Raw genomic sequence first — 26,671 nt, 5'->3', positions numbered from 1 at the left:
TTCAAGCGCTGAGGCGCTCGATCTGCGCGCCGCAGTTCCCGAGCTTCTCCTCGATGCGCTCGAAGCCGCGGTCCAGGTGGTAGACGCGGTTGACCGTCGTCTGACCTTCAGCCGCCAGACCCGCGATGATGAGCGAGACGGAGGCGCGAAGGTCGGTCGCCATGACCGGGGCACCCTTCATCCGCTGAACGCCGGTGATCGTCGCGGTGTCACCATCGAGCTTGATGTCGGCACCGAGGCGGGCCAGCTCCTGCACATGCATGAAACGGTTTTCGAAGATCGACTCGGTTATGGTCGAGACGCCCTCGGCGCGAGTCATCAGAGCCATCAGCTGCGCCTGCAGGTCGGTTGGGAAGCCGGGATGCGGCGCGGTCTCGACATTGACCGGCTTGATGCCGTTGCCGTTGCGCGACACGCGGATGCCCTTGTCGGAAGCTTCCACCTTGGCACCGGCTTCTACCAGCACGTCGAGCGCGCTCTGAAGCAGGTCGGCGCGGGCGTTTTCCAGCATCACATCGCCGCCGGCCATGGCAACCGCCATGGCGTAGGTGCCGGTCTCGATGCGGTCGGGCAGCACCGTGTGGGTCGTGCCGTGCATGGTCTGCGCACCCTCGATGACGAGGGTGTTGGTGTCGATGCCCTCGATCTTCGCGCCCATAGCGGCGAGGCAGCGGGCAACGTCGCCGATTTCCGGCTCGCAGGCGGCGTTTTCCAGCACCGTCGTGCCCTTGGCCATGCTGGCGGCCATCAGCACGTTGTGCGTGGCACCGACGGAAACCTTGTCGAAATGGATCGTCGTACCGGTCAGTCCGTTGGGGGCGCTGGCATTCACGTAGCCGGAATCGAGCTCGATCTCCGCGCCGAGCTTCTCAAGGCCCATCAGGTGCATGTCGACTGGGCGCGTGCCAATCGCGCAGCCGCCGGGCAGCGACACGCGGGCCTTGCCGCAGCGCGCCAGCAGCGGGCCCAGTACCCAGAAGCTCGCGCGCATCTGGGAGACAAGTTCATAGGGCGCGGTGGTATCGACGATGTTGGCCGCGTTAAGGCGCATGGTGCGGGCATAGCCCTCGCCCTGGCCGGGACGCTTGCCGGCGATCGTCACGTCGATGCCGAGATTGTTCAGGATTTGCGCCAGCTTCTGGACGTCTGTCAGGCGCGGCACGTTTTCCAGCGTGAGGGTTTCCGGCGACAGGATCGACGCGATCATCAGCGGGAGGGCGGCGTTCTTGGCACCGGAGATGGGGATCGACCCATTCAGGCGGTTGCCGCCGGTTACGCGGATGGAATCCATGTCCGAAAATCCTTCAATTGTGCGGAAACGTGCAGCCCGGCATCGCCCCAAGCGCGCAGCTTTACTGGCCGCCCGTGGAGAAAACAAGGCAAGCGCGCGGTCAGGATGAACGCGGCGACGGCGGATCGGTTGCGTCCGGTGCGCCGTGCTCGTCAGCGGTTTCGTGGTCGGCGCGGCCGCGCTTCTGCGCCTTGCGGCGGCGCAGGTTGGCCTTCAGCGCGTTCGCAAGGCGCGTTTCGCGGGTGTTCGCGTCGGCGCCCTTCGCGGGCTTGCCGGAACCCGTCCCGCCATCATCGTTTGAACCTGCCAAGAGCGCATGCCCTCTCAAGCCGTGTCGCGTGCCTTGCGCGGCGGTCGCGACGCCCGGATCGCACCTGTAAACATCGCCGCGATCTTCGCTTGCACCTTGGCCAACCCTATGGCAGTTTCCGCGCGCCTTCGGCAAGTATTGCTTCGCCGAGCCGGTGGGCTGTTCCCCGATCGGTACCGCCGGACAGCGCCAGACCGCGCATCAAGCTGCTGTAGCTCAGGGGTAGAGCACTCCCTTGGTAAGGGAGAGGTCCAGAGTTCGAATCTCTGCAGCAGCACCATTTCCTGTTTCACAGCAGTTTCGCTTCGCTCAACGCCTCCAACGGGGCGGGCTTTCGCCCGGTCGGCCACTTGGCCTCCAGCCGGTGCGTGGCGGACCTTCTTTTCACCGGCAGCACCATTCCCTGTTTCACGGCCGTTTCGCTTCGCTCGACGCCTCCAACCAGGTGAGCTATCGCTTGCTCGACCGCTTGGCCTTCAAACGTCGGCAAATCTCGATCTGGATCGCGCCATTGCGACGTCGCGAGGCGTGCCCTCCCGCCGGACGCGCGCAAACACCCGCACCCGCCGAGACCCGGCGTTCTGCCGGGTCTCGCGGGTGGGTCACGTGGCCTCCTCGTGGCAACGCAATCTGTCGGCCTAGTGCTGGCGCGGCTCCTGCCGCATGGACTGGAAGTAGTCCTCCAGCATCTTGCGCAGTTCCGGATTGAGCTTCTTCCTGATTTCGGCGCGCGCCTTGGTCGTGTCTTCCCGGCGCAAACGGTCGACGCGTGTCTGCAGGATCATCTGCATCACCGCCCGCCGCGCGCGCTCGGTTGTCTGTCCGACGGAGGCGAGGATTTCCTGTTCCTGCCCCGTCATGGGTAGTGCTGTCGCCCGTTCGAGCAGTTCGTGCTCGTAGCTCTCGAGGCTTTCGGCAAATTCCTCGAGCGTGTCGGCTTCGACATTCAGTGTGGCTGGATCTTCAATACGCACGTCGTCCTCGATCAGGAAAAGGTCATCGCGGTTCTTGTATCGTTCGAATTCCTCGGATTCCTCCCGCGAGAGGATTCCAGGCGTAGAGCGTTCGGGCGGCCATACACCTCGCTTGACGAGGTGGGGATACAGCCGCCGCTCCTCTTGCGTGGGCGGTTTGGCAGCCGCTCCCGGCCCCGAGAACGCTGCGTTCTTCCGGGCCTTGCTGGGCATGATCAGGCAACCATCTGCTGGTGTTGCGGGGTGGCGCGCGGCGTGACCCGCATCTCCATCGGGGGCGGAATGATGGTGATGGCCGGGATCGGCGGAGGCGCCGTGACGTTGTTGCCGAGATCGACTTCGAAGGACGCCGCGATCTCGAGCGCGAACAGCTGCAGTTCGAGCAGTGCGAGCGACATGCCGACGCAGACACGCGGCCCCGAACCAAAGGGCATGTAGGCTGCGCCGGAGTGGTTCCGGGTGATGTCGAACTTCTCCGGCTCGGGCCAGTAGCGCGGGTTGCGCTGCATCTGCCACGGGCTGATGAGAAGCGAGGACCCGGCGGGCAGCTTGCGGCCGCCAAGCTCCATTTCCTGCTTGGTCTCGCGCGACAGCCAGTAAGCCGACGGGTAGAGGCGCAGGGTTTCCTTGACGAAGGCAAGGCTGGTCTTGGCCGAAGACAGGCGGCGCGGGTCGATTTCGCCGTTTGCATCGGTGAGGCCACGCGCTTCCTGCGCGATTTCCTCTGCCAGGTCCGGGAACTTGCCGAGGAAGTAGAGAACCCAGGAGGCCGCCGAACCGGACGTGTGGTGGCCGGCCAGCAGGTTCAGCAGGATTTCTTCCTGCATCGCCTTTTCGGACAGGTTCAGCTCTTCCAGCGCCGAGATGAGACTGTGGCGCTTGGCATTGCTGCGGGCCTTTTCGACCACGAATTCCATGGTCTTGTTGGCTTCCGAAAGCTTTGCCTTCTTGCGGCTGCGCACCCACGGCAGATCGGGAATGATCTTGAAGATCTGGGCGGCGAGATCGTCCTCGGCCAGGTGCAGCGCGTTGATGAGCGCGTTTTCATCGGCGGTGGTGAGCACGCCGTGACCAAAGAGAATGGTCGCGATGATGCGCACGGCGAGGGAGGCCGTGACCTGGTGGGCATCGAAGGAGCCCGACATCGCCATCTGTGCCGCGCACTGGCGGATGATGGCGGAGATTTCCGGGACGTATTCGCTGGTCACGCCGCGCGACATCTGCGCGTGCATCACGGCGCGGCGCTTGCGGTGTTCCTCGCCGCTGAGAACCATCGAGCTTTCGCCGATGATCTCGCGCAGCTTGTAGATCAGCCTGCCCTTGTCGATGACCGACTCGTCGGCCTTCATGATGGGGCGGACCAGGTCGGCATCGGAAACGAGGTAGACGTGCCCCGTGCCCATGGACAGACGCACCAGAGGTTCGGTGGCGTCGTTGCCGCGTTGAAGGAAGAATCCCAGCTGGTCACGCTGGAATGCGATCAAGTCCGACATTGGCAACTTCATCGATAATCTCCAGTTGTGCGATTTGGTCAGAGAAGGTGTCGAGCAGGATCGACCGCTGCTCACGGAAAGGGATTTCGCCCACGACGCACCGGATCGGCCGGCCGTGGGCCGTCTCTCCTATGGTGACGGCCCTCCCGTATCGTCGGGTCCGGATGCCGAGGCGGTTGAGAAAACGCTCGTGGTGCAGTTCAACCAGTGCGGGCAGGACGCGAATGTCGCGCATCTCCGCAAAGGCCATCATCGCCGCATAAAGGTGCGCCCCACCGACCGGTGACGTCGGTGAAACACCGAAGCGGCTGATTTCCCAGCTTTCCGAATCAGTCGGAAAATGGGCGCCGGGCGCCAGGTGGGAGAAAACGTCGCGTGCCAGATACGGCTTGGTGCAGGGGATGGCGCGGAAGCAGCCAAGCACCTGCCCGGAATGCATCAGTGCGCAATAGGTGGCCTGCTCATGATCGAACTGGTCTGTCTCCACACCGCGTGAAACGTTCAGAACCCAACCGAGATGGTCCACAAAAAGGGCCTTGCGAAAGCGCAAAATGGCCCAATAGAGGTCCGGATCATCCGATTTTCGGAAAATTATCGCCCTCAATCCGCCATTCATGTAAGTTGCTCGCTGTCCGAGTGCTGATGCCTAGAGCGTGGCAATTCGGTAGAGCATCTGGATATCCCCAGATTTGGGGAGTTCCCTCAAACTGGAGACTGGTGTGCGGTTGGAAGAAACCATCGCACGGGTGGAAGCCGCGCAGGGACTGGAAGAGCTGCATGGGATTTTGGACCGCTACATCCAGTCCATGGGGTTTGCCGAGTATTCCTTCATCGACAACAGCCGCTTCGGCGCAAATGACCCGCTCATCCTCAATTCGATCGAGGAGGACTTCGAGCGCGACTACCGCACAAACCAGTTCCTTGACGCCGACCCGTGCTTGCCGCTGGCTCGCACCCGCAACACACCGTTCACTTGGGGCGACATCGCCCTGCCCCAGAAAAAGGGCAACCGCCCGCCCAAGGCGCTCATGGTGATGGAAGCAGCCAGCGACTACGGCTACCGCAACGGCCTGGTGATCCCGTTTCACTACCGGGACCGGTTCGGCGCGTATTTCTCGTCAGTCTGCACGCTGTTCTGGAAGGACGAGCCGGCCGATTTCGACAGGCAGCTGGCCGAGTTCCGCCACGAGATCACACTGGTGCTGATCTATTGGGCGCAGCAGGTCATCGACATCTCCACCCGCACCGCCACCGGCAGCCGTTTGCGCAGCAACGGCGACACCAACCCGGCCGGGCCGCTGACGGAACGCGAGCAGGAAGTGCTGCTCTGGGCCGCCCAGGGCAAGACGAGCGAGGACACCGCCGTGATCCTCGGCATTTCGCGCGAAACGGTGGAAACCCACATCCGCGCGAGCATGGCCAAGCTGGATGCCGTCAACAAGACGCAGGCCGTGGTCAAGGCGATCTTCAACCGCTACATCATCCCGTAGGTCGCTCAAGGGCACGTGCGTGACGCGGGTCAAACCGCCGCATCCGGATCATGCCCGATTGATCGCATGACCCAATATTTGCGACACTGGGCCAACGACGCAGAGCCGGTGGCCCGGACGCCACCGAGTTCCAGCGCGAGCCGGGAGCAACGGATGCCTTTGGACTACGCACGCATATTTCGCGATGCGATCGATACCCTGCACGGCGAACAGCGCTACCGCGTGTTTCTCGACATCGAGCGAATCGCGGGCGCATTCCCGCATGCGCGCGCCCATGTGGACGGACGCGCACGCAACATCATCATCTGGTGCTCCAACGACTATCTCGGCATGGGCCAGCACCCGGAAGTGATTGCTGCGGCCCGGCAGGCGGTTGGTGCGCACGGCGTGGGCGCGGGCGGCACGCGCAACATTTCCGGCACCAACAGCGCCATAGTCGCGCTAGAGGACGAACTGGCGGACCTTCACGGCAAGACCGACGCGCTGGTCTTCACCTCCGGCTACATCTCCAACGAGGCGACCATCGCCACGGTCGGCAAATTGCTGCCGGATTGCCTGATCCTGTCGGATGAACTCAACCACGCCTCGATGATCGAGGGCGTGCGGCGCGCAGGCTGCGAGAAGGCGATCTTCCGCCACAACGACCTGCAGCACCTGGAAGAGCTGCTCAAGCGCGCCGATCCGGACCGGGCCAAGCTGATCGTGTTCGAGTCCGTCTATTCCATGGATGGTGACATCGCCCCGATCCACGCGATCTGCGACCTCGCCGGGCGCTACGGCGCGATGACCTATCTCGACGAGGTGCACGCGGTCGGCATGTACGGGCCGCGCGGCGGCGGCATCGCCGAGCGCGACGCGGCGATGGCGCGGGTCGATATCATCGAAGGTACGCTGGCCAAGGCCTTCGGGTGCCTCGGCGGCTACATCGCGGCAGACGGCGCGATCGTGGATGCAATTCGCTCTTATGCAGCCGGCTTTATTTTCACCACGGCGCTGCCCCCGGCGGTCGCGGCCGCGGCGAAAGCCTCCGTCGCGCACCTGAAGGCGAGCAACGCCGAGCGCGAGGCGCAGCAGCGGCAGGCGGCGCGCACGAAGCGCGCGCTGGCCGAGCGCGGAATCCCGGTCATTTCAAACGAGACCCACATTGTGCCGGTGCTGGTGGGCGACCCGCAAAAGGCAAAGGCTGCCAGCGACATGCTGCTCGACCGGTTCGGCCTCTACATCCAACCGATCAATTTCCCGACGGTGCCGCGCGGCACCGAACGCCTGCGCGTGACGCCGACGCCCTATCACAGCGACACGCTGATCGAGGAACTGGCCGAGGCGCTCGACGCTGTCTGGCGCACGCTCGACCTGCCGCGCACCAGCCGCACCGAGGCTGCCGAGTAGCGGCCACGCTCCAGCCAGAGGTCAGCGCCCATGCCCGAGAACAAGACGACGGCAACCGGCGCGGACGTTGACGCCTACATCCAGACCGTGGAGCCGGAGCGCCGCCGCGAGGAAGCGACGCTCCTCGACCAACTCTTTCGCGAGGTGACCGGGTTCGAGCCGCGCATGTGGGGTGCATCGATCATCGGCTACGGCGCCTATCACTACCGCTATGACAGCGGGCGGGAGGGGGACTTTCTGGCGACGGGCTTCTCGCCCCGCAAGGCGAAGCATTCCATCTACATCATGCCGGGCTACCAGGATTACAGCGCGATCCTTGCCCGCCTCGGCAAGCACAAGACCGGCAAGGCCTGTCTCTACGTGAACAAGCTGGCCGATATCGATCTCGACGTCCTGAAAGCGCTCGTGCGGGCCGGTCTCGCCGACCTCGACCGCATCTATGGCGTGCGCCCGACTTGAGCGCGATCACGCGCCGTCGGTATCCGCATCATGGTGGCGGCGCTGGTCTTCGGGCAGGTCGTCGTCGCGCAGGATGCGATGTGCGGCGCCGTCCAGATCGTCGAACTGCCCGCGCCGCAATGCCCACATGAAGGCCGCCAGCCCGAACAGGCCGAGCACCAGCGCTGCCGGGATCAGGATCAGCAGCGCGTTCACGGCCTGTCGCCTCCAAGGCGGGCGCGCAGCGCATTGGCGGTGACGATCAGCGAGGAGCCGGACATGGCGAGCGCGGCGATGAGCGGCGTGACGAACCCGGCCACCGCAATCGGCACCGCAACCAGGTTGTAGAGTGCGGCAAGCCAGAGGTTCTGGCTCATGATGGCGCGCGCCCGGCGTGACACGTTGAGCGCGGTGGCCACAGCGCCGAGGCCCTCGCCGGTGAAGACCGCGTCGGCTGCTGCCTGGCTCAGGTGAACCGCCGTGACCGGCGACATGGAGACGTTCGCCGCAGCCAGCGCGGGTGCATCGTTGAGGCCGTCGCCGACCATCATCACGTGTTTCCCCGCTTCGCGCAGCGCCTCCACATGAGCGATCTTCTGCGCCGGGTCCATGCCACCGCGCGCCCGCGCGATACCGAGATCCGCGGCCACGCGCTCTACGATGTCCTGCCGGTCACCGGAGACGATCTCGATCGCTAGCCCGTGCGCCTTCAGGCGGCGAATGGTGGCGACGGCATCGTCCCGCAATTCCTGCCCCACGCGGATCGGGGCGGGTGCCAGCCCATCGCGCGACAGCCAGATGAGCGAGGCCGCACCGGCGCCGGCAATCGCGTCGTCGCGGCTCTGCGCATCAACGCCGCAGAAGTCCGCGCTGCCGAGCCGCCATTGCACACCGTCGATCTCGCCCTGGATGCCGTTGCCCGCGACTTCACGGGCGCTCTCTAGCGGCGCAACTTTCGGCCAGGCGCGGTGGATGGCTCGCGCCAGCGGGTGTGCGCTGGCCGCCGCGAGGCGGGCGGCCCTGTGCAAGGTTTCCTCGTCCAGCACCTGCTCGGGAAGCAGCGTCGCGTCGGGTTTGGTCAGCGTGCCGGTCTTGTCGAAGACGATGGTGTCGACATCGGCCATGCGCTCCAGCGCGTCGCCGCCATTGAGCAGTATCCCTGCCTTGAACAGCCGCCCGGTTGCGGTGACCTGTACGGCGGGAACAGCGAGGCCGAGCGCGCAGGGGCACGTGATGATGAGGACGGCAATCGCCGTCATCAGCGCCTGCTCCCACCCGGCACCGACGAACATCCAGCCGGCGAATGTCAGCGCCGAGAGCGTGTGGACGACCGGCGCGTAGACGCCGGCGGCCCGGTCTGCCAGCGCGACGTAGCGGTTCTTCACCGCGAAGGCCTTCTCGATCAGCCGGTTCACGTCATCCAGAAGCGTGCCCTGCCCGGCAGCGGTGACGCGCACCGTCAGTTGCCCGCCCTGGTTCAGGGTGCCGGCATAGACCCGGTCACCGGCCGACACCGCAGCGTGAACCGTTTCGCCCGTTACGAAGGCTTGGTCGATTTCGGACGTGCCGCTTTCGACGACACCGTCCACGGCGATGCGGTCGCCGGGGCGCACCAGCACGAGGTTGCCGGGGTCGATGGCCGAAACAGGCAACTGCCGCGTGCTGCCGTCGGGTGCCAGCAGCAGCGCCGTCTCGGCACGCAGGGCTGCGAGGTTGGCGGCGAAGTCGCGGGTGCGGCGGCGCATGGTGTGGTCGAGGTAGCGCCCCACCAGCAGGAAGAAGAGCAGCATCACGGCGGAATCGAAATAGGCGTGATGGGCGTGGTTGAACGTTTGAACCAGCGACATGGAAACCGCCAGCAGCACGCCGAGCGAGATTGGCACGTCCATGTTCAGGCTGCGGGCGCGCAGTGCCGCGAGCGCGGACCGGAAGAACGGGCGGCCCGAGAAGGCAACGGTCGGCAACGCGATCAGCGCGGACAGCATATGAAACAGGTCGCGGGTTTCCGGCGTGATGTCGCTGACATTGCCCGACCAGACCGAGACCGACAGCAGCATGATGTTGGCGGCAGCAAAGCCCGCGACCGCGAGCGCGCGCAGCAGCATCCGCCCTTCGGCATCGGCGGCGGCTTCCAGCTTGCCAGGGTCGAAGGGGTAGGCCTTGAAACCGATGGCCGCCACGGCGGCGACGACACGTTCGGCGGACAGCGCCGCGACATCCCATTCCACCGCGAGACGCTTGCTCGTCAGGTTGACGCGAGCCCTGGTAATGCCGTCGACACCGGTCAGTCCGCGTTCGAGCTTTGCCATGCAGCCGGCGCAGCGCAGACCCTCCACGGCAAGGTCCATGTGCGCGGTGCCGGGGTCGATCTGCGTGACGAAGCCGGACAGTTCCACGCTGCCATCGAACATGCCGGGGGCCGGTTGCGCAGTCATGGCTCTAGCCCTTGATGAGGATCCGGTTGCGCGACTTGTAGAGGCGCACCTGCTCGCCGGACTGCGGGTCGATGCTTTCGCCGGTGATCTCGACCATCCACTGCCCGTCGATGATCTCCTCGACCGCACCACGGTAGATGCCCGCCTCGCGCTCAACCATGGTCACGACATGGTCGCCACCGTCGTCGGCGGGCCGCAGGAAGATCGCGGTGAAGGCGATGCCGCGCAGTGGCGCGCCGTCATGGTCGCGCGCAGACAGCGACAGCGAGGCACCAGCGCCGTTGCGCTCGATCTCGGTCGACACCTGCCAGCCGCGCTCGGCCTGGGCGGAGGCTTCCGCGCGGTCGCGTGCAAAGGTCTGGCCAGCCTTGTAGGCGCTGGTTTCCTCGATGCCGGAGAAGCTGGAAATAGCCAGCCAGAGGAACACGGCGTTAGCGGCGAAGATCACGGCGAAGAAGCCGATGACCCAGCCGAGCACGGCCCTGCCCGTCAGCTTGCGCGGTTCGTGGTTGCCGTTGCCCTCGATCATGTCTGCAATCGCCATCGTGGTTCTCGTCCCTGACGCGCCCTCAGCGGGCGGGTGCCTTGAAGTTGTCGTTCACGCTGTCGCGCTCGCCCGTCTTCACGTCCTCGATCATGAAGGTGATCGGGGTCGATTCATCCAGCTCCGTCCCGGCCGGCGCGTAGACCAGCAGTCGCACTTCCTGTGTCGTGTCGGGGCGCACGGAAACGATCGGGTGACCCTTGAGGTCCGGCGGGATGCCGACGGCTTCCACGCGCGCACCCTCGATGCCCTCGACCCAGATCGCGTAGTGGCGCTGGACCAGCTCCTTGTTGATGAGCCGCGCGGTGAAGCCGTTGCGGATCGAACCGTCCTGCAGCGTCACGAAGAGCGGGTTGCGGTCGTGGATGACCGCGATGCCCGCCGTGGTGCGATTGAACAGCGCAAAGGCCATGATCGCGGAGACCAGAACGATGATGCCCGCATAGATGATCGTGCGCGAGCGGATCGGCTTGTAGACCTCCGGCTCGCCCGCCTCCCGGTGAAGCCTGTTCATGTCGTTGTCGTAGGCGATCAGCCCACGCGGACGGCCGACCTTGTCCATCACCGTGTCGCAGGCATCGATGCACAAGCCGCACTGGATGCACTCCAGCTGCGCACCGTCGCGAATGTCGATGCCGGTGGGGCAGACTGCGACGCATTGCAGGCAGTCGATGCAATCTCCCGCGCGCTCGCCGAGCGCCTCGGCTTTCTGCGCCTGCTTCAGCGACATGCGCGGCTCGCCGCGGTCGGTGCGGTAGGTGACGTTGAGTGCCCACTCGTCGGTCAGCGCCGCCTGGATGCGCGGCCACGGGCACATGTAGGTGCAGACCTGCTCGCGCATGTGGCCGGCGAAGACGTAGGTCGTCGCCGTCAGGATGCCGATCCACAGGTAGGCGGAGAACGGCGCCGTGCCGGTCGCGAGGTTCTTCACCAGCGTCGGGGCGTCGGCGAAGTAGAGCACCCACGCGCCGCCGGTCCACCAGGCGATCAGCAGCCACAGCCCGTGCTTGGCGACACGCTCGCCGAGCTTGTGAAGCGACCAGCCTTCCTTGTCGAGCTTGATGCGATCGCGGCGGTCGCCTTCAACCAGCCGCTCGACGGCGTAGAACAGGTCCGTCCACACCGTCTGCGGGCACATGTAGCCGCACCACAGGCGTCCGGCGACGGCGTTCATCAGGAACAGCGCCATGGCCGCGAGGATCAGCAGGCCGGTGAGGTAATAGACCTCCTGCGGCCAGATCTCGATGAAGAAGAAGTAGAAGCGGCGGGCCGGAAAATCGATCAGAACCGCCTGGTCGGGTGCATTCGGGCCACGGTCCCAGCGCACGAATGGCAGCAGGTAGTAGACGCCCAGCGTCAGCGCCATGATCGTCCACTTGATGTTGCGGAACGTGCCGCTCACCGATTGCGGATAGACCTTCTTGCGCTTGGCGTAGAGCTGGATTTCGCTCCCGCCCTGTAGGTCTTGCGTGTCTGCTGGGGGCATCGGTTTCATTGCCATCCTGCCTTGGGGGATCAGCCGGATTTTTGCGAAGGGCGCCGCCGGGCGCGCACGTCCGGCGGCTGCATTTTATTAGTCGGCTTACTGGCCGCCGCCGAGGCTATGGACGAAGACGGCAAGCGACTTGATCGTCGCCTCGTCGAGACGCCCGTCCCAGGCCGGCATCATGCCGGCGCGGCCGTTGTGGACCGTCTCGATGACGGTCTGCACGTCGCCGCCATACAGCCAGATGTTGTCGGTCAAGTTCGGAGCGCCAAGTTCCTTCGTGCCCTTGGCGTCCTCGCCGTGGCAGGAGGCACAATTGTCCTCGAAGATGACCTTGCCTTCCTCGATATCTGCGCCTTCCACACCCTCGCCGCCAGACAGGGAGACCACGTAGCTGGCAACGTTGCGGACCTGCTCGCGATCGAGGATCTCGTCACGGCCGAAGGCAAGCATGTCGCCGACGCGGGTCTCGTCGTGGGCGGCACGGATGCCGAAGTGGATCGTGTGGCTGATCTCCTCCAGCGAGCCGCCCCAGATCCACTCGTCGTCGTTGAGGTTCGGGAAACCGGTGAAGCCCGTCGCACCGGTGCCGTGGCAGCCTGCGCAGTTGTCACCGAACGCGGCGCGACCGCTGGCCATGGCGAACTGGAGCATGTCGGGGCTCGACTTGATCGTCTCCAGGTCGGCATTGACGATGGCCTCGCCCTGGTCGGCGCGGGCCGACTGGAGGGCTGCAACCTCGTCCATCACGATCTCGCGCTGGGAGTGGTCGCGGATGCCGCGGGTGTAGTCGCTGATCAGCGGCCACGACGGCATCAGCACCCAGTAGACCACCGCCCAGATGCAGGTGGCATAGAACGTCAGTATCCACCACCGCGGCAGCGGGTTGTTGAGTTCCTTCAGACCGTCCCATTCGTGGCCGGTCGTCTCGACGCCGGAAATCGCGTCGACTTCCTTCTTGGCCATCTGATCAGTCCTTTCTCAGCGGAATCTGCGAGGCTTCGTCGAAGCGCTCCTTGTTGGAGGGCCACAGGGCGTAGACGACGACGGCGGCAAACAGCACGACGAAGTAGAGAAGCCCCCAGGTCTGCGCGAAGGCAGCAAGCGTGGTGTAGGTTTCCATCTGGTCCTCCTAGCGCAGGTTCACGTCGGCCTTGTCGTCGTAGAGATCGAAGTCCACGAGCGTGCCGAGCATCTGCAGGTAGGCGATGAGCGCATCCATTTCGGTGACCGTTGCCGGGTCGCCGTCGAAGTCACGCGCAACCGCCTTGGGGTAACGGGCCTCGAAGCCGTCGATATCGTCGGCGGCATCGGGGTTGGCCTGGGCGCGAAGGTCCGCGCGGGCGGCCTCCACCATTTCCTCGTCGTAAGGAACACCCAGCATCGCGTTCACCTTGAGGTGGTCGGCCATGTCGGCATCGTTCAGGCGGGTCGTCGCCAGGAACGGGTAGCCGGGCATGATCGAGGCCGGCGAGACCGAGCGCGGGTCGATCAGGTGCTGCTTGTGCCACTCGTCGGAGTACTTTCCGCCGACGCGTGCCAAGTCCGGACCGGTGCGCTTGGAGCCCCACTGGAAGGGATGGTCGTACATGCTTTCGGCTGCCAGCGAGTAGTGCCCGTAGCGCTCAACTTCATCGCGCAGGGTACGGATCATCTGGCTGTGGCAGAGGTAGCAGCCCTCGCGGATGTAGATGTTGCGACCGGCCAGCTCCAGCGGGGTGTAGGGCCGCATGCCCTCCACCTTTTCGATGGTGCTCTTCAGGTAGAAGTTCGGCACCAGCTCCACCAGGCCGCCGATGGCAACCGCGATGAGGATGCCGACGGTGAGGATGAGCGAGTTCTTCTCGAAGATGTAGTGATACTTGAACATGTCGCGTCCCCTATTCGGCGGGCGCCAGCGCAGGGCTGGCGGCGACGGGTTCCGCCTCGCCATGCTGCACGGTCATCCAGAGGTTGTAGGCCATGATCAGGGCACCCACGACGAACAGGGCGCCGCCAAGAGCACGGATCACGTAGAAGGGGTGCATGGATTCCACGGTCTCGATGAACGAGTACTCGAGGAAGCCGAGCGCGTTGTAGGCACGCCACATCAGGCCCTGCATGATGCCCGAGACCCACATCGCCGAGATGTACAGGACGATGCCGATGGTCGAGATCCAGAAGTGCCAGTTGACGAGCTTCAGGGAGTAGACGCCCTTGCGGTTCCACACCCACGGGATGAGGCAGTAAAGCGCGCCGAAGGAGATGTAGGCGACCCAGCCGAGCGCACCGGAATGCACGTGGCCGATGGTCCAGTCTGTGTAGTGCGACAGGGAGTTCACCGCGCGCACCGACATCAGCGGGCCTTCGAAGGTCGACATACCGTAGAAGGCGACCGACACCACCATCATGCGCAGCACCGGGTCGGTACGCAGCTTGTCCCACGCGCCCGACAGGGTCATCAGGCCGTTGATCATGCCACCCCAGGAGGGCATCCACAGCATGATGGAGAAGGTCATGCCCAGCGTCTGCGACCACTGCGGAAGCGCGGTGTAGTGCAGGTGGTGGGGACCGGCCCAGATGTACAGGAAGATTAGCGCCCAGAAGTGCACGATGGACAGCCGGTAGGAATAGACCGGGCGGTCAGCGCGCTTGGGGATGAAGTAGTACATGATGGCGAGGAAGCCGGCGGTGAGGAAGAAGCCCACCGCGTTGTGGCCGTACCACCACTGGGTCATGGCATCCTGCACGCCCGACCAGGCGATGTAGGACTTGGTGCCGAAGACCGAGACCGGCACCGTGGCGTTGTTGATCAGGTGCAGCATCGCGATGGTGACGATGAAGGCCAGGTAGAACCAGTTCGCCACGTAAATGTGCGGCTCGCGGCGCTTCCACAGCGTTGCCAGGAAGACCAGCAGGTAAGCGACCCAGACGACGGTCAGCCACAGGTCGGCGTACCATTCCGGCTCGGCGTATTCCTTGCTCTGCGTGACGCCGAGCAGGTAGCCGGTGCCCGCGATCAGGATGAACGCGTTGTAGCCGAGGATGACGAACCACGGGGCGACGTTGCCGGCGATGCGCGTCTGGCAGGTGCGCTGCACCACGTAGAAGGACGATGCCAGCAGGACGTTGCCGCCAAAGGCGAAGATGACCGCCGAGGTGTGCAGCGGGCGCAACCGGCCGAAATTCGTCCACGGCAGGTCGAAGTTCAGCGCCGGATAGGCAAGCTGCAACGCGATGATGAGCCCGACGGTAAAGCCCGCGATGCCCCAGAAGACCGCGAAGAAGCTGGCGAGCTTGATCGGACCGAGCTGGTAGTTCGGCAGGCCGTCGACCGTCTGGGCGACGTTCTCGTGGCGGTCGGAATAGGATTTGAAGATCGCGAAGATGCCGGCAAGCGACAAGGCCAGGCCGACCCAGGCGTGGAACGCCATGACAGGATCGGTGGTCTTTGCCGCAGCCAGGAAGCAGTAAAACGCGACCAGAGCGATCAGGGCGGCAAAGCCGCCTTCCTCGATCGTCAGCGATTTTGTGGCGACAGAAGCCATTGAGGAACACCCCCCGGGTTCATCCGAGAGCGCTCGAGACGAACGGAGGGATTCCGAGGGCCTCGGGCGCGGTTTGACGCGGGGAGACAAAGCGCATCCACGCGTCCGTGGTGTTGATTTCTATCAATCAGCCGGGGCACAAAAATCCGCGCAAATACGCGTCGGGAGCAGCACTTAAGGGGTTCTACTCAGGCCTTGCGCGATTGTGTCGCAGGCTTGTTCGGCCCCATGCGCAGAACGATGGGCAGGCAGATGCCGAGCCCCAGGAACCGGGCGACGTGGTGGATCGCCACATAGGCCGGGTCGAGGTGCAGCGCGAAGGCGAGAACGGCCATGGCTTCCGCCCCGCCGGGCGCAAAGGCCAGCATGCACTGGCCGAAGGGGATGGCGAGGTACCACGCCACGGCCGCCGAAAAACCCGCCGCGACGAGGGTTGCGAGAATCAGGTTCAGGAAACCCGCCCACATGGCGGAGCGGATGAACGGCCAGCCAAGCCCGGTGAACCGCGCGCCGATATTGGCACCCAGCACCAGCATCGCCGCGTTGAGCACGTAGACCGGCACGCGCGCGTCCGTCCAGCCGGTGCCGTGCGCGACCGCGCTGACGAGCATCGGACCGAACAACATGCCAGCCGGCACCCGCAACCGTTGGCAGGCAAACCCCACCGCGAGGCAGGCGACTGCGAGAATACCCAGATCGACCCACTCGGCATCGGGAACCGGGGGAATCACCACGCCCTGCTGCCCGCCGGCGGTCACGATGAGAGAAGGCAGGATCAGCACCAGCACCACCAGTCGCATGGACTGGACGACCGCGACGCGGCGTTCATCCACGCCGGTCTGCTCGGCAACCGCCAGCACGTAGGACAGCGCGCCGGGCATGGCGGCGAGCATCGCGGTCTGCCTGTCCCATCCGGGCAGGCGCGAGATGGCCGCGACCGAGACGATCACCATCATCGGCACGGCGAGCGCCAGCGCCAGCAGGCTGAGCGGCCATGTGCGCGCCAGTTCCAGCGATTCGGGCGTCACGCCGCTGCCCATGGAAATGCCGAGCACCACGAAGACGATGGGCCGCCACGAGAACGGGATCTTCATCGGCGCGCCGCAGATCGCCGCCAGCGCGCAGGCACCCATGGCGCCCGTCAGCCACGGCAGCGGCAGGCCGGCAAGCTGCGCGGCAAGCGAACCGACCACGCCGACGACGAGCGTCAGCGCAACCGCACGCCAGATGCGGTCCGGCGAAACCGGGTTTGCGAGGTCGTTCACGTCGCGAGTGTCCGCAACGCGGTTTGATCGGCGTCAATTCGGTCCGGGTGAAAGCGATGCAGAAGCGATGGCATGAAACACAACATGCTTGAAACTTACGCCAAGGCGCAGGTTCCGCGCTACACGTCCTACCCTACGGCTGCGCAGTTCGGCCCTTCGGTGGACGCAGACCTCGTGTCGCGCTGGGCGAGCGAACTCGCCGACGATGCGACCCTGAGCCTCTATCTCCACGTGCCGTTCTGCCGGTCGATGTGCTGGTATTGCGGGTGCCACACCAAGGCGACCCGCAAGGACGCGCCGCTGGTCTCCTATGCCCGCTCGCTGGAGCGCGAAGTCGCGACCGCCGGGCTGGCATTTGCCAATGGCCCCGCGGGGCCGCGCGAGGTGGTTTCGATCCACTGGGGCGGCGGCACACCGAGCCTGCTGCCGCGCGAATCCTTCCATGATGTGGTCGAGAGCATCCGCAGCAATTTCGCCATTGCCGAGAATGCCGAGCACGCGATGGAGCTTGATCCGCGCCTGATCGACCAGCCGCTCGTCGACAAGATCGCCTATGCCGGCATCAACCGGGTCAGCCTCGGTGTGCAGGACTTCACGCCGCGCGTGCAGTCGGCCATCGGACGGGTGCAGCCGTTCGAGCGGGTGGCCGGTGCCGTCAACGTGCTGAAGGCCAGCGGCCTGAAGGCCATGAACTTTGACCTGATCTACGGCCTGCCGCTGCAGACCAAGGCGGACCTGATCCGCACCATCGACCTGTCCGACAGCCTCGCGCCGGGCCGCATCGCGCTGTTCGGTTATGCCCACGTGCCGTGGTTCAAGTCGCACCAGCGCATGATCGACGACACCATGCTGCCGGACGCTTTGGAGCGCCTCGACATGGCGGAGGCCGCCGCCGAGCGGCTGGCGGTGCTTGGCTACGTGCGCATCGGCATCGACCATTTCGCGCGCGAGGACGATCCGCTGGCGCGCGCCGCGATCAACGGCACCTTGCGCCGCAACTTCCAGGGCTACACGACAGACCCGGCGGATGCGGTCATCGGGCTGGGCGCGTCGTCCATCTCGAGCTTCCCGCAGGGCTTCGCGCAGAACGACCCGGCTACCGCCCAATGGGCGAAGCGGGTGGACGCGGGCAGGTTCGCAACCGTGCGCGGGATCGCCACCACGGCGGAAGACCGGTTCCGCGCGAGCCTCATAGAGCAGCTGATGTGCGCGCTCACGGTCGACGTGGGCGCCGTCGCCCGCGCCAACAAGATGTGTACCGCATGGCTCGGTGACTGGCGCAATCGCATCGACGCGCTTGCCGCCGACGGACTGGCGGAGCGGCGCGGCGATGTCGTCACCGTCCGCGAGGATGCCCGCGCCTTCGCCCGCGTCGTGGCAGCCGTGTTCGACGCGCATCTCAAGCCGGCCAGGGGACGGCACTCGGTGGCGGTCTGAGGCACAAAAGAAAAGGGCCGTGCAGGCACGGCCCTGAAGGTGGACAGAGGAGAGGAGGAAAGACAGCTCAGCCGGCGAGCGCCTCGAGGCCCTCGCGGTCCGGCAGGTGGAACCAGTCGGCCTTGTCGAAGACGATCAGACCTTCCCGGCGAAGCGCGGACAGCGACCGGCTGACGGTTTCGATGGTGAGACCCAGATAGTCGGCCATCTCCTGCCGCGTCATCGGCAGGCGGACATGGCCGTTGGGTCGCGGCTTGCTGACGCTTTGCAGGTTGAGCAGGAAACCGGCAACCTTTTCCATCGCCGACTTGCGGCCCAGCGCGACGGCATGGTCGTGCAGGTTCGACACCTTGTTCTGGAGTTGCCGGCACATGCGGCAGATGTCGGCCGGCACCTGGGAGCAGTCGAGGCGGTGGAACACGTTGAGGCGGGTCGAGACCAGCGTCTCGGCGCTGCAATCGTAGTCGCCGGTGCAGGTCAGGCCGAACATGTCACCGGGGCCAAGAAGTTCGACCAGCTGGCGGCGGCCATCGGGCAGCACCTTGAACAGCATCACGGCCCCGTCGGTGATTTCGTAGCGGCGGGTGGCGGCGTCCCCCTCGGCGAAGATCAACTCGTGTTCGCGCACGATGATCGCCGTCGCCTCGCCGATCTTGGCCTGCGCATCGGCGCGCGCTGAGCGGCGCGGGGTGCGCGCGCAGGGTGCCTCGGTGTGTGTGATTGTCTCGGTGAACATGTCGCCTCCGGCCCATTTCCATCCTTGCGTGTTCCACAAGATTAGAAACGCAGAACCGGATGCGCGATTGGTTGCGTTACTTATGCGGGTTAGTGCGTAAAGCACTAGGAAGTTTACGTATTTTCGGTCAGGCGCCGTTGGTTTCGCCTGATTGCTGCAAGCCGGTCAGTAGCGTGTTGAGGGTTTCCGGCTCAAGGGGCTTGCGCAAGAGCGAGACGTCTTTCAACGTCGGCATTTCCCGCCGCAATGCAGACAGCGGGCTGCCGGTCATCACTACGATATGCGGCGGGTGCTGCAAGGATTTCAGCTGGGAAATCAGTTGGGTTCCGGAGATTCCGGGGAGGCCGAGATCGACGAGAACGGCGTCCTGCGGGGCCGGCTGGACATCGGCCAGAAACGCTTCGGCGGACTCGTAGGCGCTCGGGTCGAAGTCCATCTGCCGCAACAGCAACAGCATCGACTCACGCACAGCGCTATCGTCCTCGACGATAATAATCCGCACGAGCGGGCTCCTGGCCGGAAGAGGGCATGCAACGCGCGAAAAGCTTCTTGCGCACTGCCCATTCGGACAAGCCCGTCAAACTCCTGATAAGGGAAAGAACGGATAGGGAGCCGCTTGGTTCACGACCCCGACATGACGATTCGAACGAGGTCGGCGGCGTTGCGCGCGCCGAGCTTTTCCATGATGCGGGCGCGGTGCACCTCGATGGTGCGCGGGCTGATGCCGAGGTTGCGGCCTGCTTCCTTGTTGGAGGCACCGTCGGTGATCTGGCGCAGCACGTCGCGCTCGCGCGGGGTCAGGTTGTCGAAATGCTCGAGGTCGGGGCCTTCGCTCTCCGCGCCGCCATGACGCTGCAGCGCTTCGGCGACCCGCGTGACGACCGTCTCGGCGTCAAAGGGCTTTTCGATGAAGTCGAAGGCACCGAGCTTGATCGCGTTCACCGCGGTCGGGATATCGCCGCGCCCGGAAATGATGAAGATCGGGGTCGGAAAGTGCGGCGCGTCGATATCCTTGAGGATCTCCATGCCGGAGCGGCCCGGCATGTGGATATCGAGGATCACGCAGGAGGGCGGATTGGCGCGGGCCGCAGACAGGAAGTCGTCGCCGTTCTCGAAGCCGACAACGCTGTAGCCTTCCATCTTGAAGACGACGCCAAGCGCATCACGGATCGCCGGCTCGTCATCAACGATGAAGATTTCCTTGGTACTCGAACCCTGTCCGTCAGACTGCATCGGTTTGCCCCCCCTCCGCTTCGGTCCCGATTGCCGGCAGCATCAGGCGGAAGGATGCGCCTCTCCCCTCCGCCGCTGACCGGACAACCAGATCGCCCCCATGGCTCTGTGCGATTGTACGTGAAATTGCAAGACCAAGCCCGGTTCCCGTTGGCTTGCTCGTCGCAAATGCGCGGAACAGGTCCGGCAGCATCTTGGGCGAAACACCGGGGCCTGAATCGGTTACTTCCAGCATCACCCAGTCGCCTTCCTGCCACGTCTCCACGTCGATGACCTTGTCATCGGACTCCGCCAGCGCATCCAGCGCATTGCGGATCAGGTTGACGACGATCTGCTGGATCTGGATCGGATCGGCGCTGACATTCGACACCCACTGGGCGTGATTGCGGTTGAGCGTGACGTTGCGCGCCCGCGCGCCGATCATGGTGAAGGCGACGGCTTCATCGACCAGGTCGGACAGCGCGACATTGAGGCGCTCGGTCTCGCGCTTCTCCACGAATTGCCGCATCCGGCGGATGATCTTGCCGGCGCGGTTCGCCTCTTCCACGGCGCGGTCGATCACCTCCAGCATTTCGGCAGGGATCGTCGGCTCGCCGTCCTTGCGGCGGGCCTTGCGGGTCACCGCCTGCAGGTAGAGCATCAGCGCGGTCAGCGGCTGGTTGAGTTCATGCGCAATCGCCGAACCCATTTCATCCATGGCGTTGACGCGCGCCATGCGCACCAGCTGCGCCTGCACCGCATCGAGACGCTCTTCGGCTTCGACCTTCGGGCGCAGGTCGCGCAGGATGCCGATGAACTGGCGCCCGGCGGGGGTGCGCGATTCCCCGACCGACAGTTCGAGCGGAAAGACCTCGCCCTCCTTGTGGCGTCCATGGACCGCGCGGCCGATGCCGATGATCCGCTTCACACCGGTCTGCATGTAGGCATTGAGGTAGGAATCGTGATGGTCCGAATACATCGGCGGCATCAGCATGTTGACGTTCTGGCCGATGGCTTCGGCGGCGGTGTAGCCGAACAGTTTTTCGCAGGCCTTGTTGTAGAGCATCATGGTCCCGTGATCGTCGATCACGATGATGCCGTCGACGGCCGTGTCGAGCACGCTGTCGAGCCGTGCCTGGGATGTCAGGTTTGCCGATTCAGAGCCGCCGTCCATGCCCCGTCCTTGTGCGAAGTCCCGCGCGCGTGACGACCCTACGACATGCAGCCGCGCGCTAGAAGCCCGCAAGATTGTCGCACGGCCTACTGCGCCGCGATCCAGCGGTTGAGCCGGTCCATCGCCTCGCGCAGGCCGTCGCGACGGCGCACGAAGCAGATGCGCAGGAATCCCTTGCCCTCCACGCCGAAGGCACTGCCCGGCGCGATGCCGATGCCGGCTTCGTCCACCAGCCGCAGGCCCAGCTTGTCTGTGTCCTTGAAGCCGTCGATGGCGAAGAAACTGTAGAAGGCGCCTTCCGGCTCGGCGAAGCGGCATCGCCCGCTCTGGGCGAGGCCTTCCGACACGATCTGCCGCCCGGCGCGCGCATCCGCGATGACGCCTTCGGCAAACTCGTCGCCCTCGTGCAGCGCGGTGATTGCGGCGGTCTGCATGAAGCTCGCCACGCCGGAGATCGAGTACTGGATGATGTTCTCGGTCTCCAGCCCGATCGATTCCGGCCCCTCGATCCAGCCGATGCGCCAGCCCGTCATCGCCCAGTTCTTGGAGAACGTGTTGACGAAGAGCACCCGGTCTTCCGGTTCCACGAGATGGTGCAGCGAGGGGGCCAGCGGCCTGCCATGTGCGCCGAGCGTCTTCTGGTCGTAGACGAAACGCCCGTAGACCTCGTCGGCAACGATCCACAGGCCCCGCTCGCGGCAGAAGGCAAGCAGTTCCACCATGTCGGCCTGCGGCATCACCCATCCGGTCGGGTTAGACGGTGAATTGATGCAGATGGCGCGGGTGTGCTCGGTCACGGCGTCGAACACGCGCTGCAGGTCCAGCGACCAGCCTTCAGGCGAGAAGTCCATCGCCACCGGCACGGGGACGACGCCTGCCACCGAGCAGGCGGCCGGCAGGTTCGGCCAGGCGGGCGCGTGGTAGATCATCTCGTCGCCCGGGTCGGCACACAGGGTGATGACGGTCTGGATCGCGTGCATGCCCGACCCGGTGACGTAGAACCGCTCGGCCTGGTTTGGGGTGCCGTACAGCCACTTGCTGTATTCGCAAAGCGCCTGGCGCAGCGGAGGGATACCGCGCTGGTAGGTGTAGAACGTCTGGCCCTCGGCGAGCGCGCGCGAGGCCGCATCGCAGATGAAATCCGGAGTCGGGATATCGCCCTCGCCGGCCCACAGCGGGATGAGGCCCTGCCGGTCGAAGCCATAGTTCATGACCTCGACGATGCCGCTTTCCGGGGTGCCCGCGCCGCGCACGGACAGCCCCGCATGCGCGGTCTGCTCGCCTTGCCCGGTCATGCCTACTTCTGCTTCAGCAGGTCGCGGATTTCCTCCAGCAGCACCACGTCGCGCGGCGGCGGGGGTGCTTCCGGGCTGTCCTGCTGCTCGGCCTCGCGCTGGATCGAGTTCATGGCCTTGATGACCAGGAACAGCACCCAGGCGATGATCAGGAAGTTGATCACGACGGTGATGAAATTGCCGTAGGCGAGCGTCGCACCGGCTTCGCGGGCTGCTTCGAGATTGGTCTGCGGCGCACCGGCAAGCTGGATGAACATGTTGGAGAAATCGACGCCGCCCGTCAGAACGCCGATCACCGGCATGATGATGTCGTTGACCAGCGAATTGACGATCTTTGAGAAGGCACCGCCGATGACCACGCCGATGGCGAGATCGACCATGTTGCCCTTGACCGCGAATTCCTTGAATTCCTGAATGATGCTCATGTGCCCCTGACCCCTTTTCCTTGCCGCGAAAGGCAAGGTGCCCCGGCGACCTGACAGCACCATGACGTGCTGGGCAAAAGCTAGCCGGATTCATCCAACCCGCCAACAAATACCAGCACTGCGTCGAGCGCGGCTTTCGTCCAATGGGCAAGGCCGGCGCCACCCCGTCAGCGTGGACAGGTTCGAGCCGTTGTGGTGACGTGGCCGCCGGCCTGAAACGCCGCCGGGTGAGGCGGCTGAACCGGAGTTGCCATGCAGGGCTGGATCGTCGTCGTCATTGCGCTCGCCTATCTGGGTTTCCTGTTTGCCGTTGCGACCTACGGCGACAGGCTGGCCCAGCGCGGCGCATGGGGCCGTGGGCGGCCGCTGATCTACGCGCTGACCCTCGGCGTCTACTGCACGTCGTGGACCTTCTTCGGCAGCGTGGGCCTCGCCAGCCGGCAGGGCTGGGACTTCCTGACGATCTATATCGGCGCGGGCCTGATGATCGGCGCGGCCTTCGTGCTGGTGCGACGGATCGTGCGGCTGGCCAAGGCGCACAACATCACCTCCGTCGCCGACTTCATCGCCTCGCGCTATGGCAAGAGCCAGGGCGTCGCCGCAACAGTCGCCATGATCTGCATCATCGGCACGGTCCCCTACATCTCGCTGCAATTGAAGGCGATTTCGGAATCGTTGACGACCATCATCGGCCACACGGACGCCGGCGCCAGCGCAAGCCTCCCTGTCTTCGGCGACATCGCGCTCCTTGTCGCCGTCGTGCTCGCAGCGTTCGCGATCCTGTTCGGCACGCGCCACCTCGATGCGACCGAGCATCAGCACGGGCTGATGCTGGCGATTGCGGCTGAATCGGTCATCAAGCTCGTCGCCTTCCTCGCGGTCGGCCTCTACGTGACCTTCGTCATCTTCGACGGGCCGGGCAACCTCATGCAGGCGATCAATCTCAGCCCCGGCATCGCGGAACGCTTCACCCGCGCCCCTGCAGGCGGGCCGTGGCTGACGATGATCCTGCTCAGCTTCATGTGCGCGATCCTGCTGCCGCGCCAGTTCCACGTCGCGGTTGTGGAGAACAACTCCGAAGACGAGCTTCGCACCGCCGCCTGGTTGTTCCCGCTCTACCTCGTCGCCATCAACCTGTTCGTGGTGCCGATTGCCGCTGCCGGCCTCATCACCTTTGGCAGTTCGGGCTCGAACCCCGACATGTTCGTGGTCATGCTGCCGCTGCAAGCGGGTTCCCCGCTGCTGACCATTGTCGCCTTCCTCGGCGGGCTGTCGGCTGCAACCGCGATGGTGATCGTCGCCAGCGTCGCGCTCGCGATCATGGTCTGCAACGACCTCATTGCCCCGCTGCTGCTGCGGCGCGAGGAGCTGCAGCCGGACCAGCCGGCGCTCGGGCCGAAGCTGCTCAACATCCGTCGCGCGGCGATCTTCGTCCTGTTGCTGCTGTCCTATGCCTACTATCACGCGCTTGCCGGCAACGCGGCGCTGGCCTCCATCGGTCTCGTCTCCTTCGCGGCCATTGCGCAGCTGGCACCCGCCTTCTTCCTCGGCCTGATCTGGCGGGGCGCGACGTCGTGGGGCGCGATGGCCGGCATGGCGACCGGCATCGCCGTGTGGGCCTTCACCCTGCTCGTGCCGAACTTCGTGGATGCCGGGCTGATCTCGCCAGCGATCCTTGAAGACGGGCTGTTCGGGTTTGCCTTCCTGCGTCCGCAGCAACTTTTCGGTATCGAGTTCACCGCGCTGAGCCACGGCGTCTTCTGGAGCCTGCTGTTCAATTCCGCAGCCTTTGCGGGCGTCTCGCTGCTCGGCCAGCCGGAGGCCATCGAGCGGTTGCAGGCGAGCCAGTTCGTGCCCGAAGACCTGCGCCCCATGCCTCAGGGCATCCGCCTCTCGCGCACGCAGCTTCGCGTCGGCGAGATGGAGGCGACCATCGCGCGCTACCTCGGCGAGGAGCGCGCCCGCCGCCATATCGAGAGCTACGCCGCCGAACACGGACTGCAACTCGACCCGCAGACGGAAGCCGACGTGCATCTCGTGCGCCACGGCGAACGCATCCTGTCCAGCGCAATCGGGGCCGCGTCCGCCCGCGTTGCCTTCTCGCTGCTGCTGGAGCGCAACAACGCCGATTCCATTTCGGCGCGCCGGTTGCTGGATGATGCCTCGGCGGCCCTCCAGTATAACCGCGACCTGCTGCAATCGGCGCTCGACCACGTGCACCAGGGCATCGGCGTCTTCGACCGGGACCTGCGCCTGATCTGCTGGAACCGCCAATTCCGCACCGCGCTGGAACTGCCACCCGCCTTCGGCCTCGTCGGCACCACGCTCAACGACATCTATCGCCATGCGCTGGGCCAGACCGGCGCTGTCAGCGAGACGGTGCTGGACGAACGCCTGCGCGACAGCGTGCGCGGCAAGCCGTTCCAGATCCACCGCCCCTTCGGCGATGAAGTCATGGAACTGCGCCCCGACGCCATGCCCGATGGCGGGCTGGTGATCACCGTGTCCGATGTGAGCGAGCGGGTGCGCGTGGCGCAGGAACTGGCTGCTGCCAACGAAAGCCTTGAACAGCGCGTGGCCGAACGCACGCAGGCGCTGACGCGGCTGAACCGCGAACTGGAGCAGGCGCGCTCGGCCGCCGAAGTCGCCAATGCCGACAAGACGCGGTTTCTGGCGGCTGCCGGTCACGACATTCTCCAGCCGCTGAATGCCGCGCGTCTCTATGTCTCCAGCCTCGTCGAGCGGCGGATGCGACCCGAAGAACGGCGCATCGCGGAAAACATCGACGGGTCGTTGGAAGCGGTGGAGGAAATCCTCTCCGCGCTGCTGGACATTTCCCGGCTGGATGCCGGTGCCATGAAGCCGGAATACTCGGTCTTCCAGCTGGAAGAGATATTGAAGCCGCTTCGGATGGAATTCGCGGCGATGGCGCAGGAGAAGGACCTCGACCTGCGTATCCTGTCGTGCACGGCGTTCGTCCACAGCGACCGGCGCTTCGTGCGCCGCCTGCTGCAGAACCTGATTTCCAACGCGGTGAAATATACCCAGACCGGTCGCGTACTTGTCGGTTGCCGGCGCAAGGGCGATGAAATCATCATCCATGTTCACGACACCGGTGCCGGTATCCCCGTGCGCCAGCGCAGCGCGATCTTCAGCGAGTTCAAGCGGCTCGACGGTGCCGAGAAGATGGCGCGCGGGCTTGGCCTCGGCCTGTCCATTGTCGAGCGCATGGCGCGCGCGCTGAAGACCTCTGTCGAGCTGTGGTCGGTGCCGGGACAGGGGTCGACCTTCTCGATCAAGCTGCCGATGGCTGACGCGGTCGAGCAACCGGCACCGGACGTTCGGCAAGTGCGTCCGCGCCGGTCGATGACGCCGCTGTCGATCCTGTGCATCGACAACGAACCCAAGATCCTCGACGGGATGACGGCGCTGCTCGGCGGCTGGGGCTGCAACGTGCTGACCGCCGTTTCCGCCGAGAATGCGCTGGCGCAATTGCAGTCGAGGGCGCAGCCCCCGGACGTGCTGATCGTCGACTATCACCTGGACGAGGGAACGGGCCTGGATGCGGTCGGCACGCTGCGCGAGACGCTGAAAACCGATATCCCTGCGATCCTGCTCACGGCAGACCGTTCGCCGGAGGTGCGCGAACAGGCGCAGGCGCGCGAGGCCATCGTGCTGCACAAGCCGGTGAAGCCGGCGGCGCTGCGCGCGGTGCTGGCGCGCTACACCCGCCGGGAAGCGGCCGAATGA

At 65.2% G+C, this 26,671-nt stretch carries 25 protein-coding genes and 1 tRNA gene; 6 read left to right on the top strand and 20 right to left on the bottom strand.

Translation table 11 applies throughout. The annotated features are described in order from the left end of the window. Position 1: 1 nt before the first annotated feature. Together murA and ACKTEK_RS01215 are read right to left on the bottom strand one after the other, a co-directional pair. Complete coding sequence (gene murA, locus ACKTEK_RS01220) at positions 2–1,291, bottom strand: UDP-N-acetylglucosamine 1-carboxyvinyltransferase (protein ID WP_409163416.1); 1,290 nt, start codon at positions 1,289–1,291, stop codon at positions 2–4. Between the two features lie 100 nt (positions 1,292–1,391). Beyond that, entirely contained in the window at positions 1,392–1,601 is a 210-nt protein-coding gene (locus ACKTEK_RS01215) for a hypothetical protein (protein ID WP_409163415.1), read from the bottom strand. Positions 1,602–1,806: 205 nt separating this feature from the next. Between ACKTEK_RS01215 and ACKTEK_RS01210 the strand changes: the two genes are divergently transcribed. Then, positions 1,807–1,881, top strand: a tRNA-Thr gene (locus ACKTEK_RS01210). A 358-nt stretch (positions 1,882–2,239) separates the two neighbouring features. Here the strand turns inward: ACKTEK_RS01210 and ACKTEK_RS01205 are convergent. From ACKTEK_RS01205 to ACKTEK_RS01195, 3 genes are read right to left on the bottom strand one after another with little or no spacing between them, the layout of a single operon-like run. After that, positions 2,240–2,788, bottom strand: a complete 549-nt coding sequence (locus ACKTEK_RS01205) for a hypothetical protein (RefSeq protein ID WP_409163414.1) — start codon at positions 2,786–2,788, stop codon at positions 2,240–2,242. 2 nt (positions 2,789–2,790) lie between these two features. Further along, positions 2,791–4,068 (bottom strand): cytochrome P450, encoded by a 1,278-nt coding sequence (locus ACKTEK_RS01200; RefSeq protein ID WP_409163413.1) that lies wholly within the window; start codon positions 4,066–4,068, stop codon positions 2,791–2,793. Further along, positions 4,040–4,684 carry an acyl-homoserine-lactone synthase gene (locus tag ACKTEK_RS01195; protein WP_409163412.1) on the bottom strand — a complete coding sequence of 215 codons (645 nt, stop codon included), beginning with the start codon at positions 4,682–4,684 and terminating at the stop codon, positions 4,040–4,042. Before ACKTEK_RS01195 ends, ACKTEK_RS01200 begins: the two co-directional genes overlap by 29 nt. A gap of 103 nt (positions 4,685–4,787) precedes the next feature. Between ACKTEK_RS01195 and ACKTEK_RS01190 the strand changes: the two genes are divergently transcribed. From ACKTEK_RS01190 to ACKTEK_RS01180, 3 genes are all read left to right on the top strand, one after another. Then, the gene (locus ACKTEK_RS01190) at positions 4,788–5,558 is read left to right on the top strand and encodes an autoinducer binding domain-containing protein (RefSeq protein WP_409163411.1); all 771 of its coding nucleotides are present in this window, start codon (positions 4,788–4,790) and stop codon (positions 5,556–5,558) included. Positions 5,559–5,717: 159 nt separating this feature from the next. Continuing rightward, the gene (hemA, locus tag ACKTEK_RS01185; RefSeq protein ID WP_409164866.1) at positions 5,718–6,947 is read left to right on the top strand and encodes a 5-aminolevulinate synthase; all 1,230 of its coding nucleotides are present in this window, start codon (positions 5,718–5,720) and stop codon (positions 6,945–6,947) included. Positions 6,948–6,977: 30 nt separating this feature from the next. Next, positions 6,978–7,406, top strand: coding sequence for a DUF1801 domain-containing protein (locus ACKTEK_RS01180; RefSeq protein WP_409163410.1), 429 nt, complete (start codon positions 6,978–6,980; stop codon positions 7,404–7,406). A 6-nt stretch (positions 7,407–7,412) separates the two neighbouring features. Here the strand turns inward: ACKTEK_RS01180 and ccoS are convergent, their stop codons facing one another. From ccoS to ACKTEK_RS01135, 9 genes are all read right to left on the bottom strand, one after another. Next, the gene (ccoS, locus tag ACKTEK_RS01175) at positions 7,413–7,601 is read right to left on the bottom strand and encodes a cbb3-type cytochrome oxidase assembly protein CcoS (RefSeq protein ID WP_409163409.1); all 189 of its coding nucleotides are present in this window, start codon (positions 7,599–7,601) and stop codon (positions 7,413–7,415) included. Continuing rightward, entirely contained in the window at positions 7,598–9,820 is a 2,223-nt protein-coding gene (locus ACKTEK_RS01170) for a heavy metal translocating P-type ATPase (RefSeq protein ID WP_409163408.1), read from the bottom strand. The genes ccoS and ACKTEK_RS01170 overlap by 4 nt, the downstream gene beginning before the upstream one ends. A 4-nt stretch (positions 9,821–9,824) precedes the next feature. Beyond that, the gene (locus ACKTEK_RS01165; RefSeq protein ID WP_409163407.1) at positions 9,825–10,364 is read right to left on the bottom strand and encodes a FixH family protein; all 540 of its coding nucleotides are present in this window, start codon (positions 10,362–10,364) and stop codon (positions 9,825–9,827) included. Between the two features lie 25 nt (positions 10,365–10,389). Further along, a complete protein-coding gene (ccoG, locus tag ACKTEK_RS01160; protein ID WP_409163406.1) occupies positions 10,390–11,859 on the bottom strand; it encodes a cytochrome c oxidase accessory protein CcoG in 1,470 nt (489 codons plus the stop codon). An 87-nt stretch (positions 11,860–11,946) separates the two neighbouring features. Beyond that, on the bottom strand, positions 11,947–12,816 hold the full coding sequence (gene ccoP / locus ACKTEK_RS01155) for a cytochrome-c oxidase, cbb3-type subunit III (protein ID WP_409163405.1): 870 nt from the start codon (positions 12,814–12,816) through the stop codon (positions 11,947–11,949). 4 nt (positions 12,817–12,820) lie between these two features. Continuing rightward, on the bottom strand, positions 12,821–12,973 hold the full coding sequence (locus tag ACKTEK_RS01150; protein ID WP_409163404.1) for a cbb3-type cytochrome c oxidase subunit 3: 153 nt from the start codon (positions 12,971–12,973) through the stop codon (positions 12,821–12,823). 9 nt (positions 12,974–12,982) lie between these two features. After that, positions 12,983–13,720 carry a cytochrome-c oxidase, cbb3-type subunit II gene (ccoO, locus tag ACKTEK_RS01145; RefSeq protein WP_409163403.1) on the bottom strand — a complete coding sequence of 246 codons (738 nt, stop codon included), beginning with the start codon at positions 13,718–13,720 and terminating at the stop codon, positions 12,983–12,985. Between the two features lie 10 nt (positions 13,721–13,730). Then, the gene (gene ccoN / locus ACKTEK_RS01140; protein WP_409163402.1) at positions 13,731–15,377 is read right to left on the bottom strand and encodes a cytochrome-c oxidase, cbb3-type subunit I; all 1,647 of its coding nucleotides are present in this window, start codon (positions 15,375–15,377) and stop codon (positions 13,731–13,733) included. 188 nt (positions 15,378–15,565) lie between these two features. After that, on the bottom strand, positions 15,566–16,642 hold the full coding sequence (locus tag ACKTEK_RS01135) for an AbrB family transcriptional regulator (RefSeq protein WP_409163401.1): 1,077 nt from the start codon (positions 16,640–16,642) through the stop codon (positions 15,566–15,568). A gap of 72 nt (positions 16,643–16,714) precedes the next feature. Between ACKTEK_RS01135 and hemN the strand changes: the two genes are divergently transcribed. Beyond that, complete coding sequence (gene hemN, locus ACKTEK_RS01130) at positions 16,715–18,079, top strand: oxygen-independent coproporphyrinogen III oxidase (RefSeq protein WP_409163400.1); 1,365 nt, start codon at positions 16,715–16,717, stop codon at positions 18,077–18,079. A 67-nt stretch (positions 18,080–18,146) separates the two neighbouring features. Here hemN and ACKTEK_RS01125 read toward each other — a convergent pair whose 3' ends face one another. From ACKTEK_RS01125 to mscL, 6 genes are all read right to left on the bottom strand, one after another. Further along, a complete protein-coding gene (locus ACKTEK_RS01125; RefSeq protein WP_409163399.1) occupies positions 18,147–18,815 on the bottom strand; it encodes a helix-turn-helix domain-containing protein in 669 nt (222 codons plus the stop codon). 127 nt (positions 18,816–18,942) lie between these two features. After that, entirely contained in the window at positions 18,943–19,317 is a 375-nt protein-coding gene (locus ACKTEK_RS01120) for a response regulator (RefSeq protein WP_409163398.1), read from the bottom strand. 119 nt (positions 19,318–19,436) lie between these two features. Next, on the bottom strand, positions 19,437–20,048 hold the full coding sequence (locus ACKTEK_RS01115; RefSeq protein WP_409163397.1) for a response regulator transcription factor: 612 nt from the start codon (positions 20,046–20,048) through the stop codon (positions 19,437–19,439). Then, on the bottom strand, positions 20,038–21,201 hold the full coding sequence (locus tag ACKTEK_RS01110; protein ID WP_409163396.1) for a PAS domain S-box protein: 1,164 nt from the start codon (positions 21,199–21,201) through the stop codon (positions 20,038–20,040). Before ACKTEK_RS01110 ends, ACKTEK_RS01115 begins: the two co-directional genes overlap by 11 nt. Positions 21,202–21,287: 86 nt before the next feature. Continuing rightward, positions 21,288–22,496 carry a pyridoxal phosphate-dependent aminotransferase gene (locus ACKTEK_RS01105; protein WP_409163395.1) on the bottom strand — a complete coding sequence of 403 codons (1,209 nt, stop codon included), beginning with the start codon at positions 22,494–22,496 and terminating at the stop codon, positions 21,288–21,290. A gap of 2 nt (positions 22,497–22,498) precedes the next feature. After that, positions 22,499–22,915: a large conductance mechanosensitive channel protein MscL gene (mscL, locus tag ACKTEK_RS01100; RefSeq protein ID WP_409164865.1), complete on the bottom strand. Its 417-nt coding sequence runs from the start codon at positions 22,913–22,915 to the stop codon at positions 22,499–22,501. A gap of 258 nt (positions 22,916–23,173) precedes the next feature. Between mscL and ACKTEK_RS01095 the strand changes: the two genes are divergently transcribed. Continuing rightward, positions 23,174–26,671 carry a NahK/ErcS family hybrid sensor histidine kinase/response regulator gene (locus ACKTEK_RS01095; protein WP_409163394.1) on the top strand — a complete coding sequence of 1,166 codons (3,498 nt, stop codon included), beginning with the start codon at positions 23,174–23,176 and terminating at the stop codon, positions 26,669–26,671.

This window comes from Tepidamorphus sp. 3E244, from assembly GCF_046159835.1.
Taxonomy (GTDB): domain Bacteria; phylum Pseudomonadota; class Alphaproteobacteria; order Rhizobiales; family Tepidamorphaceae; genus JACKJK01.
The sequence above is the reverse complement of the archived record's forward strand: the minus strand, read 5'-3'. Positions and strand labels throughout refer to the sequence as shown.

Bases quoted from the DNA above. Each gene is read 5' to 3' on its own strand.
- hemN (WP_409163400.1), top strand. From the start codon at position 16,715: ATGAAACACAACATGCTTGAAACTTACGCCAAGGCGCAGGTTCCGCGC.
- ACKTEK_RS01200 (WP_409163413.1), bottom strand. From the start codon at position 4,068: ATGTCGGACTTGATCGCATTCCAGCGTGACCAGCTGGGATTCTTCCTT.
- ACKTEK_RS01170 (WP_409163408.1), bottom strand. From the start codon at position 9,820: ATGACTGCGCAACCGGCCCCCGGCATGTTCGATGGCAGCGTGGAACTG.
- ccoG (WP_409163406.1), bottom strand. From the start codon at position 11,859: ATGAAACCGATGCCCCCAGCAGACACGCAAGACCTACAGGGCGGGAGC.
- ACKTEK_RS01150 (WP_409163404.1), bottom strand. From the start codon at position 12,973: ATGGAAACCTACACCACGCTTGCTGCCTTCGCGCAGACCTGGGGGCTT.
- ccoO (WP_409163403.1), bottom strand. From the start codon at position 13,720: ATGTTCAAGTATCACTACATCTTCGAGAAGAACTCGCTCATCCTCACC.
- ACKTEK_RS01205 (WP_409163414.1), bottom strand. From the start codon at position 2,788: ATGCCCAGCAAGGCCCGGAAGAACGCAGCGTTCTCGGGGCCGGGAGCG.
- ACKTEK_RS01095 (WP_409163394.1), top strand. From the start codon at position 23,174: ATGCAGGGCTGGATCGTCGTCGTCATTGCGCTCGCCTATCTGGGTTTC.
- ccoP (WP_409163405.1), bottom strand. From the start codon at position 12,816: ATGGCCAAGAAGGAAGTCGACGCGATTTCCGGCGTCGAGACGACCGGC.
- ACKTEK_RS01125 (WP_409163399.1), bottom strand. From the start codon at position 18,815: ATGTTCACCGAGACAATCACACACACCGAGGCACCCTGCGCGCGCACC.
- ccoN (WP_409163402.1), bottom strand. From the start codon at position 15,377: ATGGCTTCTGTCGCCACAAAATCGCTGACGATCGAGGAAGGCGGCTTT.
- ACKTEK_RS01115 (WP_409163397.1), bottom strand. From the start codon at position 20,048: ATGCAGTCTGACGGACAGGGTTCGAGTACCAAGGAAATCTTCATCGTT.
- ACKTEK_RS01110 (WP_409163396.1), bottom strand. From the start codon at position 21,201: ATGGACGGCGGCTCTGAATCGGCAAACCTGACATCCCAGGCACGGCTC.
- ACKTEK_RS01180 (WP_409163410.1), top strand. From the start codon at position 6,978: ATGCCCGAGAACAAGACGACGGCAACCGGCGCGGACGTTGACGCCTAC.
- ACKTEK_RS01165 (WP_409163407.1), bottom strand. From the start codon at position 10,364: ATGGCGATTGCAGACATGATCGAGGGCAACGGCAACCACGAACCGCGC.
- murA (WP_409163416.1), bottom strand. From the start codon at position 1,291: ATGGATTCCATCCGCGTAACCGGCGGCAACCGCCTGAATGGGTCGATC.
- ACKTEK_RS01195 (WP_409163412.1), bottom strand. From the start codon at position 4,684: ATGAATGGCGGATTGAGGGCGATAATTTTCCGAAAATCGGATGATCCG.
- ACKTEK_RS01105 (WP_409163395.1), bottom strand. From the start codon at position 22,496: ATGACCGGGCAAGGCGAGCAGACCGCGCATGCGGGGCTGTCCGTGCGC.